This window comes from bacterium, from assembly GCA_021372615.1.
Classification (GTDB): domain Bacteria; phylum Armatimonadota; class Zipacnadia; order Zipacnadales; family UBA11051; genus JAJFUB01.
Genome location: JAJFUB010000088.1, coordinates 18060 through 36726 on the forward strand (window position 1 = coordinate 18060; position 18667 = coordinate 36726).

At 68.2% G+C, this 18667-nt stretch carries 13 protein-coding genes; 2 read left to right on the plus strand and 11 right to left on the minus strand.

Going from position 1 to position 18667, the window contains the following annotated elements; genetic code table 11:
- Window positions 1–237: 237 nt before the first annotated feature.
- Window positions 238–4626, plus strand: coding sequence for a hypothetical protein (locus tag LLH23_13005; GenBank protein ID MCE5239392.1), 4389 nt, complete (start codon window positions 238–240; stop codon window positions 4624–4626).
- A gap of 99 nt (window positions 4627–4725) precedes the next feature.
- On the opposite strand, the gene LLH23_13010 is transcribed toward LLH23_13005, so the two are convergent.
- The 11 genes from LLH23_13010 to LLH23_13060 form a co-directional block, all read right to left on the minus strand.
- On the minus strand, window positions 4726–5802 hold the full coding sequence (locus tag LLH23_13010) for a hypothetical protein (GenBank protein MCE5239393.1): 1077 nt from the start codon (window positions 5800–5802) through the stop codon (window positions 4726–4728).
- 3 nt (window positions 5803–5805) lie between these two features.
- On the minus strand, window positions 5806–6447 hold the full coding sequence (locus tag LLH23_13015) for a DUF1559 domain-containing protein (protein MCE5239394.1): 642 nt from the start codon (window positions 6445–6447) through the stop codon (window positions 5806–5808).
- Between the two features lie 153 nt (window positions 6448–6600).
- Window positions 6601–7512: an NAD-dependent epimerase/dehydratase family protein gene (locus LLH23_13020; GenBank protein MCE5239395.1), complete on the minus strand. Its 912-nt coding sequence runs from the start codon at window positions 7510–7512 to the stop codon at window positions 6601–6603.
- A gap of 278 nt (window positions 7513–7790) precedes the next feature.
- Complete coding sequence (locus tag LLH23_13025; GenBank protein MCE5239396.1) at window positions 7791–9881, minus strand: phosphodiester glycosidase family protein; 2091 nt, start codon at window positions 9879–9881, stop codon at window positions 7791–7793.
- A gap of 160 nt (window positions 9882–10041) precedes the next feature.
- Entirely contained in the window at window positions 10042–10782 is a 741-nt protein-coding gene (locus tag LLH23_13030; protein MCE5239397.1) for a hypothetical protein, read from the minus strand.
- Window positions 10783–10949: 167 nt separating this feature from the next.
- The gene (locus LLH23_13035) at window positions 10950–11465 is read right to left on the minus strand and encodes a peptidylprolyl isomerase (protein MCE5239398.1); all 516 of its coding nucleotides are present in this window, start codon (window positions 11463–11465) and stop codon (window positions 10950–10952) included.
- Window positions 11466–11687: 222 nt separating this feature from the next.
- Window positions 11688–13067 carry a phosphoglucosamine mutase gene (gene glmM, locus LLH23_13040; protein MCE5239399.1) on the minus strand — a complete coding sequence of 460 codons (1380 nt, stop codon included), beginning with the start codon at window positions 13065–13067 and terminating at the stop codon, window positions 11688–11690.
- Window positions 13068–14093, minus strand: a complete 1026-nt coding sequence (locus LLH23_13045; protein MCE5239400.1) for a radical SAM protein — start codon at window positions 14091–14093, stop codon at window positions 13068–13070.
- Window positions 14080–15033, minus strand: a complete 954-nt coding sequence (locus LLH23_13050; protein ID MCE5239401.1) for a toll/interleukin-1 receptor domain-containing protein — start codon at window positions 15031–15033, stop codon at window positions 14080–14082. Before LLH23_13050 ends, LLH23_13045 begins: the two co-directional genes overlap by 14 nt.
- Before the next feature lie 69 nt (window positions 15034–15102).
- Complete coding sequence (locus LLH23_13055; GenBank protein ID MCE5239402.1) at window positions 15103–16467, minus strand: hypothetical protein; 1365 nt, start codon at window positions 16465–16467, stop codon at window positions 15103–15105.
- 83 nt (window positions 16468–16550) lie between these two features.
- The gene (locus LLH23_13060) at window positions 16551–17657 is read right to left on the minus strand and encodes a GHMP kinase (protein ID MCE5239403.1); all 1107 of its coding nucleotides are present in this window, start codon (window positions 17655–17657) and stop codon (window positions 16551–16553) included.
- Between the two features lie 244 nt (window positions 17658–17901).
- Between LLH23_13060 and LLH23_13065 the strand changes: the two genes are divergently transcribed.
- The coding region (locus LLH23_13065) for a metalloregulator ArsR/SmtB family transcription factor (GenBank protein ID MCE5239404.1) at window positions 17902–18667 on the plus strand (766 nt) is incomplete at its 3' end.

Consider the following 18667-nt stretch of genomic DNA (forward strand, 5'->3'; position numbering starts at 1 on the left):
CCTAGAGACGCCCCCGCCCCGGCGAGCTTCCGCGTATTTCCCGCGCGGCGTGTCGCCAACCTGCCCGCCGCGTGGGGCCGCGTGTCCTCACGCGGCCAACGGATGCGCGTGTGAGGACACACGCGCCCACGCGCTCCCGCTCCCGCCGCGCCCACGCGCTTCATGCCAGCGCCCACGCGGCAGGTATCGCTCCATCCGACCCGAACCTACACCCAACTCGGTCTTCGGAGGCTCACGATGCAACGCACCCTCGGTGTGACAATCCTCATCGCCCTGCTGGCTGCCGGCGCGGCGACCGCCGCCGACCTCACCGCCGGCGGTGTCCGCCTGACGCTGAGCGATGACTTGAGCGTCACCGGCCTGGCGGTGGGCGGCAGGGCACTGCCCATCACACCGGCTCCCTTCGTGACGCTGTGGGCCACCGACGCCCAGCAGACCGCCACGGCGGCAGTCACCGGTGGCAGCCTCGCCACAGGGCTCCAGGTGAGCTTCGCCGCGGCCCGGGCCAGCGCGCAACTGCAGGCCGCGCCCCGCGGAGAGGCGCTGCACTTCCGCTGCGCGGTCAAGGGCCAGGATGGGCCGGATCGGGGCCTGATCCTGCGTTTCTCTCTCCCCGTGGACGCCACCGGCTGGCGCTGGTATGACGACATGCAGACCAGCAGCGTCATCGGGCCGGGGAAGACCTATGAGAATGTGGACGCCCTGCGCGCGTACGCCGACATGCCCGAATGGAAGGACAAGCCGGCACTGCGCATGGGGTACGCCAACCGCAACTTCTGCACGGTGATTGCGGAAGCGCCCGGGGCGACGGGCGCGATGAACCGCGCCGCTACGGGCCTGGTGCTGGCGGTGCCGGTGGACAAGCCCTGCATGTTCCGCACGGCCTATGACGGGGCGGCCAAGCGCCTGGACCTCGTCTATGACTTCGCGCTCTCGGGCCTGACCCGCAAGCCGTACGAGGTGGAGTTCGAGTTCGACCTGTACGCCTGCGATGGGGCCTGGGGGATGCGCAGCGCCCTGCAGAAGTACTACGCGCTGTATCCCGAGCAGTTCAAGGTCTACGTGCCCCGGCAGGGGCAGTGGATGGCCTTCAGCCGGCTGTCGGAGATAGACAACGCCAACGAGTTCGGCTTCGGGCTGCAAGAGGGCGCGCCCGAGCCGCAGTACGACGACAAGATTGGCGTGCTGGACTGCACCTACTACACCCATGCGGGCATGGGCGCCAACCTGCCCAAGCCCTACGACCCGGAGAAGGACCCGCTGCCGTCCTATGATGAGCAGGTCAAGGCCGTGAACGAGGCCTTCCGCCGGAACATGGGCGAAGAGGGCATCTACGACCTCGTCGGCACCCGCAAGCCTGACGGGAAGCTCGCGGTGGAGAAGTGGGTGGTCTACGCCCACCTGATCGCCCAGTTCAACCTCGACCCCGAGTTGCCATGGGGCCAGTGGCTGGTGGAGCGCACGATCAAGACCACCGAGAGCGTCAAGCAGGGCAAGGGCGGCGACCTGGACGGCTTCTACTACGACGGCCTCACCCACGGGCTGAACTACAACCGCGACCACTTCAAAACCACCGACGCCCCGCTGCTGTGGGATCCGGCACACCAGCAGGCGTTCCTGAACAACTTCTACTCGGCCATCGAGTTCGCGCGGGCGACGGCGGAGTTGCTCCGGCCGCGCGGGCAGATCACGATGATGAACGGTGGTCTGAGTGAGAGCTTCTACGTCGTGCCGTGGCTGGACGTGCTGGGCGCCGAGACCGGGCTCATCATCCCGCGCTCGGGCTTCAACTCTGTGCGCTCCATCCTGTACCACAAGCCCTTCATGACGCTGCTGAAGGGCAACTACGAGCAGCGCATCGGCTATGCCGAGATGGAGCTGTTCATGAAGCGCTGCCTGGCCTACGGGGTATACCCCGGCTTCTTCGACTGGCCGCCCAGCGGCCTGGGGCCCGGCGGGCAGTACTGGAACCACTCGCGCTACTATGAGCGCGACCGCGACCTGTTCCGCAAGTACCAGCCGCTGTGTCAGGCCCTGGCCACGGCCGGCTGGGAGCCCGTCACGTGCGCCCGCAGCTCCGACCCGAACGTCTATGTCGAGCGCTTCGGCCCCGGCTCCTCCGGCGTCGTCTGGCTGACGCTGCTCAATGAGCAGAAGCAGGCCCTGCCCACCACGCTGACCGTGGACGCGAAGGCCCTGGGTCTCAATCCCGCCAACCTGCGCGCGACGGAGATCACGAGTGGGCAGACGCTCACCGCCCCGGCCCAGGGCGGTAGCGTGGCCCTGGCCCTGACTGTCCCGGCCGAGGGCGTGGCCGTCGTGCAACTGGGCAGCCCGGCGGCGGTGGCGGCCTGGCATCTGGGGCAAGCCGCCGCGACGGTAGAGAGCGGCGCGGTGCAGCGCCAGGTGGACGCCGCCAAGCCACCCCTGCTGGTGCACTGGAAACCCGGGGGCCAGGGCTACGACCGCGAGCAGGTCGGGGACAAGACCAACGTCGTCTTCCATGCCGACGGCAAGAGCAGCATGAGCATGACGCAGTGGGTGATGCTGTTCCAGTCGGCGCCGACCCCGCTGAAGCTGCGGCTGAAGCTCAGCGCGACCAACTTCACCGATGGCGGCGACGCCCGGGTGCGCTGCCGCCTGGCCTGGGTGACGCCCAGCTACACCCACTATGAGATGAAGGACTTCAACCTGCCCGGCGGGACGTATGACGGCCGCGAGGTGGAGTTCGAGATCAACGCCGAGCAGGCCCTACGTTCGGTCGAGGTCACTCCCACGCTGGGCGCCAAGGCCAGCGGCGACCTGAAGATCGCGTCGCTGTCGGTCACCGACAGCAGCGGCCACGAGGATGTCGTGGACCCGGAGTTCGCGCGCTGGTGGGAGCCCTTCCCGGCCGCCCTGCGCGAGCCGGTGGAGGCGCAGATGACGGCCCTGAAGCAGGGCCTCGGCGGCCTGCAGGGCCGGGCCACGGATCTGGCCAAGCCCGCCTTCCGGCAGGAGCTGGGGCGAGTCTTCGCCGGCTGCCAGCAGGTGGAGCAGAAGCTGGCGCAGGCCAAGGCGGAGAACGGCGGCCGCCGGGTGTTGCGCGACCTGGACACGGTGAAGACGCACCTGAGCTACGTGGCCCTGGCCTCGTACAACATGACCACGCCGGCGATCGTCGGACCGTCGGCCGCAGCGCCCGGGGATACCGTGTCGCTCCAGTTCGCCGCCCCCAAGGCCGGAGCCGGCTGGCCGCCCATGCGGGCGGAGCTGCAGTCCGACCTGAAGGTCATCCCCAAGAGCGGCGGCGGGGCCGTCACGATCCCCGCGGACGCCAAGCCCGGCGACAACGTCCTCGTCAACGGCCTGCTGCACCTGGGCAGGCCCGGCCAGGAGGCGACACTGCGCAGCAGCCACACGATCCGCGTCGTTACGCCGCTGGAGATGACGCTGCAGAGCGAGGGCTTCGAGGCGACGACGGGCGCGGCGCGCCTGCGGGTCCATGTGCGCAACAACCACTTGCAGGCGGTGACGGCACAGCTCGCCGTCGTGGCGCCGTCGGGCTGGGGCACGGGCGGGGCCAAGACAGTCCGCCTCCCCGCTGGCCAGGAGACGAGCACAGATGTGGTCCTCGCCCCGGCCGGTAAGCCGGCGGCCGGAGCCCTGGAGATCAGCGCCCGCGCCACCGCGGGCCCCGACGCGGCGCAGGCGCGCCTGGTCATGCTCTACATGCCGCCCGAGGCCAACCTCATCCCCAACCCCGGCTTCGAGGACGGCCTGAAGCCCTGGGCGGCGGCGGCGACGGAGTCGCTCAGCCTCGATACGCAGGTCTTCCGCAGCGGCAAGCAGTCGCTATGCTTCAGCAACCCCACGCGCCGCGACACCCAGGCCAGCGTCGGCGTGACACTCAACCAGAAGCAGCCGACGCCCATCCTCGTGCAGGCTTCGGCGAAGGGTGAGAACGTCGAGGGCCAGCCCGGCAAGGGCTTCAGCCTCTACGTGGACATCTACTACATGGATGGCACGCCGTGGTACGGCAACACCCGCGACTTCCCCACCGGCACGACCGACTGGCAACTGGGTGAGCTGTACCTGGAGCCCGCCAAGCCCATCAAGGTCGTGAACGTCTACCTGCTCCTGCGCGGCAAGTCCGGCAAGGCGTGGTTCGATGACATCGCGGTCATGGAGGACCCGGGCCGCAAGGGCAACCTGGCACGCGGGGCACAGGTGGCAGTGGACAGCGGCTTTCCCGGCTACGATGCCAGCCCGGTCAACGACGGGGTCATCATCGGCGAGGGCCTGCACTGGACCAAGGAGGCGTGGGCCTCGGCGGATGACGGCCAGGAGCACTTCATCGAGCTGCAGTTCCCGCAGCCCGTGACGGTGAGCCGGGCCACGATCTACTGGTCGCTGGATGCGGGCCTACCGCGCACCTCACAGGAGGTGTCGTGGCAGGTGTTCGAGGGCGGGGCCTGGCGGACGCTGAAGACGACCCGGCCGCTGCAGCCCGCCCCGCAGACGGAGATCAAGCTGGAGGCCCCGGCGACCGGGGACCGCTTCCGGCTGCTGCAGCCCGCCGGCAAGGGCTCGAAGGAACGAACCGGGCTCATGTGGGTGCGGGAAGTCGAGGTGTTCGGGCCATAAGGGAAGGGGAAAGGGTGCCACGGCCGGACTTGCCGGGCGTGCCTGGACCCGTGCGGGCACTGCCAGCCGGGCTGGCAGTGGCACCCCAGGAGTGTGCCCCTAGCGGTACTCCGCGAAGGCCTCGGCCACGGCCTGCACGTTGGCGGCCGGATACTCCGGGCGGTGCCACCGCAGCGATATGGCGATGAAGCCGCCCTGCGGCGTGTGGAAGGTCTCGACCAGCTTCCGCGCCTCGGCGGCGCACTGGCGTGGCGTGCCCGTGGCCAGCGTCGTCATCATGTCCACCGACGCCTTCGCGCACACCTTCCCGCGCAACAGCTCCCCCCACTGCTCGATCCCGACCAGGTTCGGCTGCATGATCTCGACCACTTCCGGCTGCAACGCCAGGACATCATCCATGATCGCGGTGATGTCGCCATCGAACAGGCAGCCGCAGCAGAGCCCGTGGGACTTGATGTGGGCGAAGAGCTCCGCGTAGAGGGGCAGGAAGTGCTCGCGCCACAGGGCGGGCGAGAACATGAGCCCCTCGCTGCCGGCGAACTCGTCAATGAGTGAGACCATGTCCGCGCCGGCCGCCGCCCAGCGGTCGATGACTCCCTTCTGGAAGTCCACGATGCCGCGCATCACGGCCAGCACCTGCGGCAGGTCATCCACCAGGCGCAGCAGCAGCCCGTCATAGCCCATCAGGTTGAACGCGACCAGCAGCGGCCCGGGGTCCACGTAACCGCAGACGAACTTGTCGGGGTAGTGGCGCGATTGATCGCGCCGGACACGCTCGAAGAACGGGTCGCTGACGGAGGGGTTGGGGAAGCGGTAGTGGGTGAAGGCGGCGGGGTCGGCGAGCGGCTTCTCGATCACCTCATAAGCCGTTGCCGTGTCGTCCGGCACGCGCTGCAGGCACCCCCACTCGTCGCGACGCAGTTGTGCCGTTCCCCTCTCCGGAGCGCGGCCGTTCCGCGCGAGGGAGAGGGGGAGGGGTGAGGATGCCGTCTCCTCCCCGAACGTCCAATGGTACGTCACCCGTATCCCGTCATAGTCCTCCGTCGCCGGGCGGGCCAGTGCGGGGTCGAGGGTGCCATAGGCGTCGTAGAGATGGGGCACGTCATGGATTTCGAGGGGCAGGTTGCCCTGCCCCTCGAAGTGGATCGCGCGCTGGATGCGCTCACGGCCCGTCATCGGCTACTCCGCGACGGCCGTTGTCGGCTGGAAGTACGCATTGGTGCCAGACTGGCCATAGTACCTCGTGCCATACCTGAACCACTTGGCATGGCCGTCAGCCATGAGCATGTTGCCGCCGTCGTTGTGGATGCTGCCGCCGTTGTCGCTGCCGGTGTAGATGTAGTGATACCGGGCGCTGGCGCCGCGTTCGCCAATGAGACCCTTGCTGGCCGGCTGCACGACCTGCGAGTCCCTCACCGGGAAGAAGCCCCAGGTCAGGCCGCCGAAGTAGTAGCTGTAGGTATACGAATGGGGCGGCGACCCACCGCTGGTGTCGGAGGCCGACGGGCAGACCATGAGCTGCGTGTTCTTGGTGTACGGCTCCATCCGGTCTTCCCAACTATAGTAGAACGCGGCGGCCGCACCGGTGCTGACATAGTAGCGCCCGATGGTCAGGTTCGTGGTGTGGATCTCGGGGAATGTGCCATCGTAGTCGGTCGTGTACTGGAACATGGCCAGACCAAGCTGCTTGAGGTTGCTCAGGCAGCTCGACTGCCGCGCCTTCTCACGGGCCTTGGCAAACACGGGGAACAGAATGGCCGCGAGAATCGCGATGATCGCGATGACGACGAGTAACTCGATCAGCGTGAAGCCCTTCTTCATAGACACGTTCCTCCTGAATGGTTGGGTGTTCAGCACCTCACAGGGCGCGTCCTACATATAGGTCTCAAGGTACATTCGCGCCAGGCGCCTTCGGCACCTGCTCGCACGCGCCTCTCCGCCTACAGGTGAACCCGCAAGAATCAGTGGCGGGGCCTACCTGGTGTGCTGCCCCAGCAGCCACTCGGTATGCTCCCGCAGCCCCTGGGTGATCGGTGTGTTCGGGACTTGCAGGCCGTCCAGGCGCAGCGGCGTCAGGTCGTAGATGCGGTGGCACAGGAAGCTCACCCACTCGGGATGCTCGGCCAGCGACTGCGCCACGGGCAGCTCCTCGAAGGTCACCGGCACCCCCAGCACCTCGGCGATGATCTCGTAGTAGCGATACGAGGTGATGATGTCCGGGCCCACCGAGCAGTAGATCCTCCGGTAGGTCAGCGGATTGCCGGCGGCGCTGAGTACCAGGCGGGCCAGATCCCGCGCGTGGATGGGCTGCTGCAGGAAGTGGCCCCCGCCGACCAACCGCACTGGCTGCCCGGCCTGCATCCTCGCGAGCAGCTCCGGGTCGCGCGCGGCGTCGGGGAGGCAGCCGAGCTGCGAGGGCGCGCCGTAGATGTGGCACGGCCGGAAGACCGTCCAGTGCCAGCCGGTGTCGTCGGCGAGCAGCTCCAGCTCGCAGCGCCGCTTCTTGGCCCCGTAGCTGTCATCCTGCAGGAAGTACGGGTTGTCAAACGGCTGCGGGAAGCGCCGCCCGGGCGGGTCGAAGACGAAGTCGGTGGAGATGAAGACGAACTGGCGGGAGCGGCCGCGCAGCAGCTCCACATCTTGCCGGGCGTCCGCGGCCTCATAGCCGATGCAGTCCACCGCCAGGTCCCACTGCTCATCCCCCAGCGCGTCACGCAGGGCGGCCGTGTCGTGGCGGTCGGCCACGAGGGCCCGCACACCCTCGGGCACGGGCTTCTGCCCGCGCGTGACAATGGTGACCGCAAAGCCCTGGTCCACGGCCACGCGGGCCAGGTTGCCGCTGACGTGGCCGCTGCCACCGATGATGAGTAGTCGCTTGTGGCTCATGGGGTTCTCCTGTACGCAGGTTCTGTGTCGCCCGCTCTGCGGGCTTGCGCCGCCGCGGCCCAAGGAGGTGAAGGGGGCCGGGTGACGGGGGCTTCCGCTCCCGCCTGGATTGAGTCGGCCCTCCGGGCCTTGACGGCAACAGCATGGGCCAATGGCGCCGGAGCACGCCGCGCAGGGGCCGTTAGCGCCGGAGGCGCGGCTCATGATAGGCGGGCGCGGCAGCGCCCGTCCACGGGGCCCCCACCATTGCTCCCTCGGCCCAGGGCCCCGGCGACGCCCTACTCAACCCGCTCTGCTCGCAGATCATCGATCTCCAGCGTCCCCCGGCCGGTCTGCCCGTCCCCGGCCACGACATACACCGACTGCCAGGCCAGCGGCGGCTTGAGGCCCGCGGGCAGGCGCACCTGCACCCGCCGCCACTGCCGACCCCAGTTCACGGTGTCGGCCAGCGTGTATGTCTGGCGCGTGCCATTGCCGTCCACGACCGCGACGCGCAGCCACGGCGGCCGGTCGCCCGTGGCGCGCGCCTGCAGCGATAGCCGCAGCGCCGAGCCAAGCTGCCGGTCCAGGCGGACATACGCCGCGCGGGTGCCGGCGGGCTTGGCCAGGTCATAGGTCAGGCGGCAGTAGCGCCGGCCCTGCGCCGCCCCGCCGACATGGATGCTCACCTGGCCGGTGACCGGCCCCTTCGCCGGCGCTGTGTTGAACGTGGGCCGGAAGGCCTCCTCGAAGCCCTCCACTGCCTCGCCTGCCGCAACGCGCACCGGGGCCTCGCCCGTGGCGGCGCCCAGCGTGACGCGCACCGATCCGGCGGCGCCGGCGACGCTCGCCCGGAGCGTACCGTCGGCCAGCGTCAGCCCCGCGCCCGCCACGCTCCACCGGAGCCTCCCCTCGGGCAGGACGACCGGCTCACCCTCCGCTGTCAGACCCTCTGCGGACAGGCGCAGCGTGTCCCCGGCGCACAGCTCGATGGGGTCGGGGGCGAGGCTCAGCCTGGCGCAACTGCCTACGAGCCGCACCGGTAGCTCGGCCAGGGGCTTGTCTGCGCCCTCTAGACTGAACCGCACCGTGCCCTCGCCGGGCATGCCGCGCAGTTCGAGGCTGCCGCCGCGCAGGCGCGCTGTCATGCGGCTGGAACCCGCTGTAGCCACGGTGACGACCAGATCGCCGGCCCTCAGTGCTACCGGGTTGTACCACTCGTCCGTGCCGGTCAGCGTCAGCGGCGCCCGCGCTCCGGGCATCGCCACGAGGCGCGCGGGCGTGACGACCAGTCGCGCCAGGGCGCCATGCGGGGCCGTGGAACGCGCCAGGATGGCATTGGCGATGCGGCGCTCGGCGCCATCGGAGGGGCGGTTGACGACCTGTCCGCGCACCCAGGCGGTGGTCGAGCCGCCGCCGTCGAGATTGAGCGCGTCCGTGCAGCCCAGCCGCTGCATCAGCAGGGCCAGCTCGTGGTACGTCATCCCCACACTCCAGCCGGCCTGCCGCCCGTCTACCGTCACCACCATGATCTGGCGGTCGTTGTAGCCGATGGCGGTGCGCGGATGGCGCGGGTCCTTCGGGCCAGGGGTGAAGGGTATCTGCCCGTCGCGCAGGAGCACGAAGTTGCCGCCGGCCGCCATGGCGACTGGCCGGTCGAGCCCAGGGGTCTGCAGGCGCAGCCGCACCGGGTCGCCCGGCTTGAGGCCGGCCAGGGAGGCGGCGGCTGCACCGTCGGCGGACAGGAGGACCTCATCCGGCCCCGCCTGGCGCGGCGTGCCGGCCGGGACGATCTCGCTGACTGTGCCCTGCCACTCCCCATTGACAGCCAGCGGCAGGCCCGCCGTCTTCACCGCCACGCAGCCCTCCGTCACGGGCCAGCCAAAGACCGCCGTGCAGACGCGGAGGCTGTTCTTCACGGGCGGCTGGTTGAGCCCGCCCAGCGGGACTTCGGCGGCGGGGAGCACGACGGTGCCAGTGGTGTCGAAGACGCCGATGCGGGGCGTGCCGTCCGCGAGCAACACGAAGGCGGGGCGGCTGCGCGCGGTCATGACCAACTCCCCGCGCCGGACGGCCATCCCACAAAGCAGCCCGGCGTTGGGGCTGGGGGCCATCACGAAGAAGTCGTCATTGACCGCGGCCACAACGGCGTCGTCGGGCGCGGTCTCACGGGCGATGATCCCCGAGAGGGCCTCGACGCCCTGCAGCCTGCCCATGCCGAGGGCCAGGTCGAGGCGCAGGTACGGCGCGCCGCGCTCGGCCACGAAGGCACGCACCTCCCACGGCCCGTCCGCCAGACGCTCAGCCGTGTATGTCAGCCCGGGACCGACCGGGGTAGAGACAGGCTGGGCATAGCCGGCCAGGGCCAGACAGCCCAGCAACAAACCCACCAATGGCAAACGTACCCTATCCACGAAGCATGGACCTCAACAAGCACGATGCTGAACGGGTTGGCGCGCTAGGGAGAGGTAAGCTGGCGGGTGTCGCACACCACGCGACACACGCCGCCTGCCCTGACGCGAACTTCGGCACGTGAACTCGCCACGATAGCTACATACCCAGCCTGAGGGGGGGCTTCTCTAGCTGCATCCGGTCGTCAGGATAGGCTGTCGGACCGACGTATGTTGCCCGGCCGTTCTGGTCCAGAGTAACGTCCACCTCCTGGGCCAGCCGTACCGGCAGGATGACCGTGGCCGGGTCGTAGATCTTCGACTTCAGCACGGCGATTGTCGTGATGGCACTGGTCACGGAGTCACGGGTCAGTGGTGCAGGCGCCGGTATCAGTGACGTCACGTCTGCTCCGGTGATCCCCAGAACATAGAAGCCGATCTGTCCGCTGGCCTGCTCACTACTTGCCGATATGCCCACGTTGAAGATATTGCTCAGGTCGAAGCCGCCCTTCTTCGTGACGAAGGTAGCCACGACGCGCAGGCCGATGCCCACCCTGTACTTGTGGTTCTCGATGAGCATCGTTCGGTAGTTCACATAGTCCTGAGTCACCTTGATGCTCTCCTTCTCTCCCGAGACGCCGCCAAAGATGAACTCGATCCCGCCGCCCTTCTTGGCCGTCTCGGTGGTCACGGCGACCGTATGCACGGCCAGACACTTCAGCACGTCCACCGATGTCGGCGAAGCCGGAAGCCCCCATCCGGACATCTGCTCAGTAGTGAGGCAGTCCGGCTCCACTGGCCGCATCATCGTGGCCTTGATCTCGTCCTGTCCATTCGCGATCGCAACGACCAGAACCAGCACCATGCAACTGACTGCTCTGAACGCCCGCATCGTGGTCATCAGGTCAGCATCTCCCCGCGCAGAATGGTATGCCAGTCAGATACGCATTCGCCAGGGCCCACGCGATTCCTACCTCACGAGCCGGGGGTCCCACACCAGACCCCACACACGAAACGGGCGCGGCCATGGCAGCCGCGCCCGTGAGCATCCGGAAGATCGTCGTCAGGCTACTTGTTGCTCGGCTTCCGGGCGGCCTTGGCGGCCTGGCGGGCGGCCTCGGCGTCCGAAGAGGTGGACTGCACGTCTACCTTCTCGATCTTGTCACCCTTCACGATCTGATCCACGACGTCCATGCCCTCGAGCACTTTGCCGAAGGTCGTGAAGTCCGCGTTCAGGTGGGCGACCGCCGACTTCTCGCCGGTCACGACGAAGAACTGGCTGCCCGCGCTGTCGGGGGCGGAGGTCTTCGCCATGGACAGGATGCCGCGCTCCAGCCCCGGCCCCTTGCCGATCTCATCGGGGATGGTGAAGCCCGGCCCGCCGCTCCCGTTGCCGTTGGGGTCGCCGCCCTGGATGACGAAGCCAGGCACGACGCGGTGGAAGGTCAGGCCATTGTAGAACCCGCTCTCGGACAGCAGCAGGAAGTTGCCGGCGGTGATGGGCGTCTGCTTGTCGAACAGCTCGACGGTGATCGGGCCCTTCACGGTCTTGAGGACCAGGACGGTCTTCTTCTCTTCGGACACAGGTGTGTTCTCCTTGGGCGGCTGGGATGGCGGCGACGGCTCCGTCGTGGGCGCCGGCGGCGGCGTGGCCGACGCGGGGGGCTCGGACGGCGCGGGCTGGCGGCAACCCGCTGCGACGAGCAGGACGGCGGCGACAGTGCAGGCAATCAGTGACAGGCGCAGGGGAGACATCGGCAGATCCTCGACTCGGCAGCAATGCGGGTGATTCTGGGGACCGCACCCCTAAGGCTGCAAGCGTGACAGCTCCTGCCGCACGATGGCGGCGGCCTCGGCCGCCCGGGCCTCGGCCGCCGACCGTTCGTCGGCCTCGGCCAGGATGCGCATGATCGGCTCGGTATTGCTGGGCCGCACGTGCAGCCACGACCCGTCGGGCCAGGTGACGCGGAGGCCCTCCGTCTCGTCGGTCTGCTCGTCGGCATAGGCGGCGCGCAGGGCCAGCAGCACCGGCTGGGCCAGCGAGGCCGAGCAGTCAATCTTCTCTTTGACGATGGCGCCGGGGCGGAACGAGCGCTGCCAGTCGCTGATGGTCCCGCCGCGCCGCGCCAGCCCCGCCAGGATGAGCGCCATGCCGGCGAAGCTGTCCTTGCCATAGCCGGCGCGCGGCCAGATGACCCCGCCGATGCCCTCGCCGCCCAGCGCCGCCTGCTCGCGCAGCATGGCCGCGACGATGTTGATCTCGCCTACCGCCGTGCGGATGACGGGGCGACCGTGGCGCGCAGCGGCCTCGTCCACCATGCGGCTGGTGGACAGGTTGGCGACGATGGGGCCCGGCTGGTCGTCCGGCAGGGCGTCGCAGGCGAAGGCGATCGTGTACTCCTCGCTGATCGGCTCGCCTAGCTCGTTCACCAGGCACAGGCGGTCGGCATCGGCGTCCTGGGCGAAGCCCAGGTCGGCCTCGTGCTCGCGCACGGCCTCGGCCAGTTGCCCCAGGTTCTCGGGGATCGGCTCGGGGCTGTGGGCGAAGAGGCCGTCCGGCGTATCGTTGAGGGTGATGACTTCGCAGCCGAGGGCGTACAGGAACGTCTCGGACGCCAGCGCGCCGGCGCCATTGCAGCAGTCCACCACCACGGTGGGCCGCCGCTCGGTGATCAGGTCAAAGTCATCGCCCAGCTCGCGCAGCACGTCCTCCAGGTGGGCCTCGATGGCCCCCCGGTCCTCCTCCACCTGTCCCAGCGCCTCGGCCGTCGCCAGCTTGAAGTTGCCCTGGTAGTAGACCGACAGCAGCTCCTGGCCCTGGTATGGCCGGAGCAGGATGCCGTCCCGGTGGATGAACTTGAGCGCGTTCCACTCCTGCGGGTTGTGGCTGGAGGTGATGGCGATGCCGCCGTCAGCGGCGTGGCGGCGCACGGCATGCTGGATGGTGGGCACGGGCGCGATGCCGACATCAATGACGTGGCAACCTGTGGCCATGAGCCCGCCCACCAGCGCATTGCGCGCCATCTCGCCCGAGGGCCGGGTGTCGCGGCCGAGCACAACCACCCCGCCGCCAAGGTAGGTGCCGAACGCCTGGGCGAAGCCCATGAGAAGCTGCGGGGTCAGCGAGTCGCCGACCACGCCACGCACGCCCTCCGCCCCGGTCTTCAGTGTCCTGGTATATGGCATCTACTCCACCACCACTGTGGGTGCCAGCTCGGTCGTGAGTGTGTTCTCTGCCTCGCTGTTGCCGCCAGTGTCAGTCCAGACCTGCCAGGCATCGTGCGCCCGGCACGGGTGCTGGAGGGACCGGTAGTGCTCGAGGGCCCGCCTGTGACGCAACGCCCCGATAGCAGCAGAGAGTCTCCGGTCGCCACAGTGGCACAGGCGGTGCTCTTCGCCGCAGAGATGGCAACATGCGTAGAGCCCGCCATCGGCGGTCAAGGCTATGGCCATAGCTGCTACACTCATGGGCATGGGCAGGAGCGTCTGCGAGTCTGGCCGACGGCCCTCACGCACGTGCACTTGCACCTGGTCCGCATCCGCGATGTGCACCGCCGGGAGGGACCGGTGGGTAAGGGTGTCCATCATCGGCTTGAGGAACACAAAGGGTATGCCCAGCCGCCGGCAATCGGCGATGAGACTGGTGCATGTATGCATGTTCGCGTCGGTCACGATCATGGATACCCCAACCAGCGGAGCGGCCGCAGACTGGCCCAGTTCGCCTAACGCCGCTAGTGTCGCGCCATAGGCAGTTGCCCCAGTACCATGCAAGACCGAGTACAACTGCGCCTCACCAGCATCCATGCTCACACGAACGTAGTCAAATGCCTCTCTCAGTTCCGGGAGTGCCGCAAGCTGTGAACCATTGGTGTACAACCGTCTGGTCACCGTCGGCACTGATCCCAGGAACGCGAGAAGCTCCCGGATGTCAGGATGGAGAAGCGGCTCGCCGCCGCCCGACACAACGATCTCCCGGGCACCCATCCCAATGAGCACCTCGAGGGCCCGTATGCACTCCTGCATATCGATGCAGGTCCCATCCCGCTGGAACCAGCACCAGCCACACCGGTGGTCGCAACGGTTGGTCGGGTGGACTGTGACGACCGACGGCCACAGGTGCTCTGGCCTGGCAAGTCGGTCACGCACCGTGCGCATGTCCCGCCGTCTGTCGTCGGGATGGAAGGTTGGTTCCACGGCGTCAGGATACACCATGGTGAGCATCAAGGGCGAGATAGGCATAGTAGACGAATCTGGGTAGAGCAAATGTGTTCTCAGGTTCGTGAGCCTGCTGCAGTCCTGGGCCCCGCAGCAGACCCTCGTCCGATAGTGTTACCTTGAGGAGCCGGTCAAGTTCGCTCACCGTATCGGGTGAGAGTGGAGCACGGTGGCGAAGCACGTTCGCGCAGCAAGCCCGCACGAACCAGCTCGGGTCGAAGAGCCCTTTCAGGAAGTAAGCTTCCGCATGACGCCAGTGTCCGGAGTTGAGCGGGACCCTGCCAAGACAATAGTAGGCCTCTCCACGGATTGCCGGGTGTGAGTGCCCCACCAGCACTTCCATGGCATCTAGGAACGGCGCGCGTATATCGTCGCCCGCGTCCCGCACCTCGATATGAGCCTTACGCCTCAGACTGATGTCACCAGAAAGTGCACCGCTCACAAGGGGCCGCAACTCCTGGGTCATCCGCTCCGCCCCGGCCCTCTTGATCGCGGAAGAAGACAGCCTCTGGAGGTCAATGTGGTGCTGTGGGCTGGCCTCTAGGTCGAGTTCCTCTGCGAGCCTGGACAAGGCGGGGAGGAGGCTGGTCCTCACCTGGCCGACATCACACAGCACATCGTTGCGTAGGAACACGGGAACACTGCTGAGTCGGATTCTGTACCGTAGTGGGTAGATCCTCTTCCCAGCGTACCAGGCAGCTCCGAGTTCGAGCAACACCCATGTGCTCTTCCTGATCGAGTTCTGGCTGAGCAGGACCAGATGACCATGGCATACATGGATGGCATGGCGTAGTCTTGACCTCAGATCGTCCCCTGCAAACAGGTTCCGATCGTCCTTCCACACGCGGATGCCGTGCCCCGCCAGTTCATCACAGAGACGCTCCGCAACTCTCTGGTCTCTCCGGCTGTAACTCAGGAAGAGCAGAAGACCTTGCACTTTGAGCCCCCTCGACGCTGCAGTCCAGCGGTTCCAGACGGTACACCCGGGCGCATGCGGCGCACCGCTTCAGTGTACGAGCCGCCGCACTGCCGTCACGTATTCTTCGGCCAACGCCTCGGCCTCAGCGCGGTCGGGCGCCTCGCTGAGCACCCGGATCAGCGGCTCGGTGGCCGAGACGCGGATATAGACCCACCGGCGGTCATCCTGGTACTTGATGCCATCGGTGAGATCGGTGCGCTGCGGATCGGCCCAGTCCGGCTCGCCCTCCCCGCGCAGCTCCTCCAGCGCGCTGAAGGCGTGCTGCGTCGGGCAGGCGATGGTCGCCTTGGCCATGGCGTACTGCGAGATGCCCGCCACGATGCCGGCCAGGCTGCCACGCCGCGCCACGTGCTCGAGGATATGCGCCATGGTGGCGAGGCTGTCGTTGGCGTAGTTGAGCTTCGGGAACAGGCAGCCGCCGCTGCCCTCACCGGCCATGCAGGCACGGTTGTTGAGCGCGCCCTCGCTGATGTAGGCCTGGCCGATGCCGGTGTGGATGACCCGCCGGCCGTGCGCGCGGGCCAGGTCGTCCACGGCCTGCGTCGTGCACAGGTTCGTCACGACCGGCCCGGCGTCGCCGCGCGACAGGATCATGTCGGTGGCCACGCAGATGGTCATCTCTTCGCCGGGGGCGTGGCCATCCTCGCACACGATGCCCAGGCGGTCGCCATCGGCATCGAAGCAGAAGCCGGCATGGGCGCCAGCGGCCCGTACCAGGGCGCGCAGTTGGCTCAGGTTCTCCGCCGCCGGCTCAGGCTTGTGCGGGAAGGGCAGGTCGGGCTCGACGTTCATCTCGACGAACCGGCAGCCCAACTGCCCCAGCAGCAGCGGGGCATAGCGCGAGCAGGCGCCGTTGACGCAGTCCACGGCCACGAGCAGGTTGGCGGCGCGGATCGCGGCCACGTCCACCTGCTCGGCGATGGCCTGCAGGTGGCGCTCGCCGGCCTCGGGGTCCTGGCCCGCGGGCTGGAGCTGATCCCACGTCGCCTTGCGGTACTCGCGCTGGTGGTAGATGTCCAGCAGTTCCTCGGCCTGGGAGCGGTTCAGGAAGATGCCATCGGCGCGCACGGTCTTGAGCGCGTTCCAGGCGATGGCATTGTGGCCGGCGGTGATGGCCATGCCGCCGGCGGCGTCCGACTGCCGCACGGCCAGTTGCAGGGCCGCGGTCGGGCAGATGCCCAGGTCCACGACCTCGCACCCGGCGGCCTGCAGGCCCGCGAGCACGCAGCGCCGCACCATCTCACCCGAGGGGCGGGTGTCGCGGCTGATGAGCACGCGACCACCGTCCACGTAGGTGCCGAAGGCGTGCGAGTAGTTGACGATCAGGTCGGGCGTCAGGCTCTCCCCGACAATCCCGCGCGCGCCGCCGATTGTGATGCGTAGTGAACTCATGGGTTTGGGGGGAGGGGTCTGTCCCCGGAAGACTGCGCCAGCAGTCTGCAGGGGGCTGACCCCATCAGAGTATGCCTACGGGGTCAGCCCCCTGCGGGGACAGACCCCTCGTCCACTTCCACGCCGTTGCTCACCGACACGATGAAGCCCCGGCCGCCGGCGCGGTCAATGGCTTCCTTGACTTCCTGTTGCTTGCCCGGGGCGTAGGCGTACATGCAGCCGCCGCAGCCCGAGCCGTTGAGCTTGCCCCCCAGCGCCCCGGCCGCCATGGCCGCCTCGATGAGGGCGTCCAGCTTCGGGTGGGAGACGCTGATGCCGTCGCGCAACTGCACATGGTGCTCGTACAGCATCCGGCCGAGCTTTTCGTGGTCGGTCACGACCGGCTCGGACAGCATCCGGCGGGCTTCCTGGCACAGGTCGCGGTTGACGAAGTTCGCTCGCACCCGTCGCCGGACGTTGGCCGGCATGAGTGAGAAGTACTGCTCCGCCTCGGCCAGCGACGTGTGCCGCAAGTCGAAGCCCGGGATATGGCGCCTGAGGATCTCCAGGCCGGCGCGCGTGTCGTCCCGCGAGGCGCGGAGCGTGCCGGTGGTGTTCTTGGGCACCCCCGTGTCGCCCAGCACAAAGCCGTCGAGCTGGGCTGCCAGGTGGGTCACGGTGATCGGCTCGCGGCAGTCAATGTACAGCAGCCCGCCGACCGCCGAGGCATAGTGGTCCATCATCCCGCCCGGCTCCTCGAACTCGACCACCTCGGCCTTGTGGGCAAAGCGGGCGATGTCCTCGCGATCGTGCGGGAGGTTGCCGTTCTGGGTGGCCAGCAGGAACGCGGTCCAGGCCACGACCAGGGCCGAGGAGCTGGAGGTGCCGGCATTGATGGGGATGGTGCCGTGTACGGTGCAGTCATAGCCCTGCTTGATGTGCAGGCCCTCGCGCCGCAGGACATTGGTGGCGGAGCGCAGGTAGTCGCGGTTGTGGCGGTATTCGGCCAGGCGATCGGCATGGATGAGGTCGCGCGGGCTGCCGGCCAGATCGGGGAAGTGCACCGCCAGGTGCCGGTCATCACGCACCCGGCACGTCAGCGTGATGGTCAGGTCAATGGGGCAGGCGATGACCGACAGCCCCAGGAAGTCCTGATGTTCGCCGAACAGACAGATTCTGCCCGGCGCCGAGACAATGGTATCCGCGCCCACTACAACGCTCCTGCCAGACGGGCCGGGAGAGCCCTCAACTCCGTCGGGATAGTCCAGTGTAAGCTACCGACCCAGGCAAGTCAAGCGCCGGGGCCGTTGGAGCGCGGCTCTCCAGAGCCGCCGCCGCCGTGGCGTTCCCGTGTGGCTCTGGAGAGCCGCCGTTCCGGCGGAGAATCGGGGGTTGACAGACGGTGGCCGCACTTGTATAGTATTCAACAATACACTTGAATAGGTGAGCAATCCCATGCCCTCCGGCTGCCAGGTCTACCGCGATGTGCTCTACGAACAGCTCGCCCGCCTCACCAAGGCCATCGCCCACCCCAAACGCCTGCAGATCCTCGACCTGCTGCTGCAGGCCCCGCGCACCGTGGAGGTCCTGGCCGGGGAGATCGACATGTCGATCGCGGCCACCAGCCAGCACCTGCAGGTGCTGCGCGGCGCCCGCCTGGTGGAGAGTGAGAAGAACGGCCTCTATGTCACCTACAGCCTGGCCGACGACAGTATCTACGATCTGATGCGGCAGCTGCGGGCGATCGGGTCGGCGCGCCTGGCCGAGGTGGACCAGCTGCTGCGGCAGGTGCAGGAGGGGCGGGACTATGAGCCGGCGCCGCGCCAGGAGTTGCTCCGAGATCTGCGGCAGGGCGAGGTGGTGCTGCTGGACGTGCGGCCGACTGAGGAGTACCAGGCGGCCCACCTCCCCGGCGCCCTCTCCATCCCTCTGCCGGAGTTGCCCCAGCGCCTGGCGGAGCTACCGAAGGACCGCCGGGTGGTTGCCTACTGCCGCGGCACGTACTGTCTGCTGGCGATCGAGGCCGGGGAGTTCGCCTTCGCCGTTCGCCCCGACATCGAGCTGCAGACCGTCGCGGTCGATGACATCGGGGCCTTTGTGGCCATGGCCTTCGACGAGCCCGACCGGTGGGGCGGCAAGGCGACTGATCTGGCCGGCGACTCCCTGACCCCCCCCGAGGTGGCCAGGCGTCTCAGCGCCTTCCTCGATCGACCAGTGGAGT

Bases quoted from the DNA above. Each gene is read 5' to 3' on its own strand.
- LLH23_13020 (MCE5239395.1), bottom strand. From the start codon at position 7,512: ATGAGCCACAAGCGACTACTCATCATCGGTGGCAGCGGCCACGTCAGC.
- LLH23_13055 (MCE5239402.1), bottom strand. From the start codon at position 16,467: ATGAGTTCACTACGCATCACAATCGGCGGCGCGCGCGGGATTGTCGGG.
- glmM (MCE5239399.1), bottom strand. From the start codon at position 13,067: ATGCCATATACCAGGACACTGAAGACCGGGGCGGAGGGCGTGCGTGGC.
- LLH23_13015 (MCE5239394.1), bottom strand. From the start codon at position 6,447: ATGAAGAAGGGCTTCACGCTGATCGAGTTACTCGTCGTCATCGCGATC.
- LLH23_13005 (MCE5239392.1), top strand. From the start codon at position 238: ATGCAACGCACCCTCGGTGTGACAATCCTCATCGCCCTGCTGGCTGCC.
- LLH23_13030 (MCE5239397.1), bottom strand. From the start codon at position 10,782: ATGACCACGATGCGGGCGTTCAGAGCAGTCAGTTGCATGGTGCTGGTT.
- LLH23_13045 (MCE5239400.1), bottom strand. From the start codon at position 14,093: ATGGTGTATCCTGACGCCGTGGAACCAACCTTCCATCCCGACGACAGA.
- LLH23_13010 (MCE5239393.1), bottom strand. From the start codon at position 5,802: ATGACGGGCCGTGAGCGCATCCAGCGCGCGATCCACTTCGAGGGGCAG.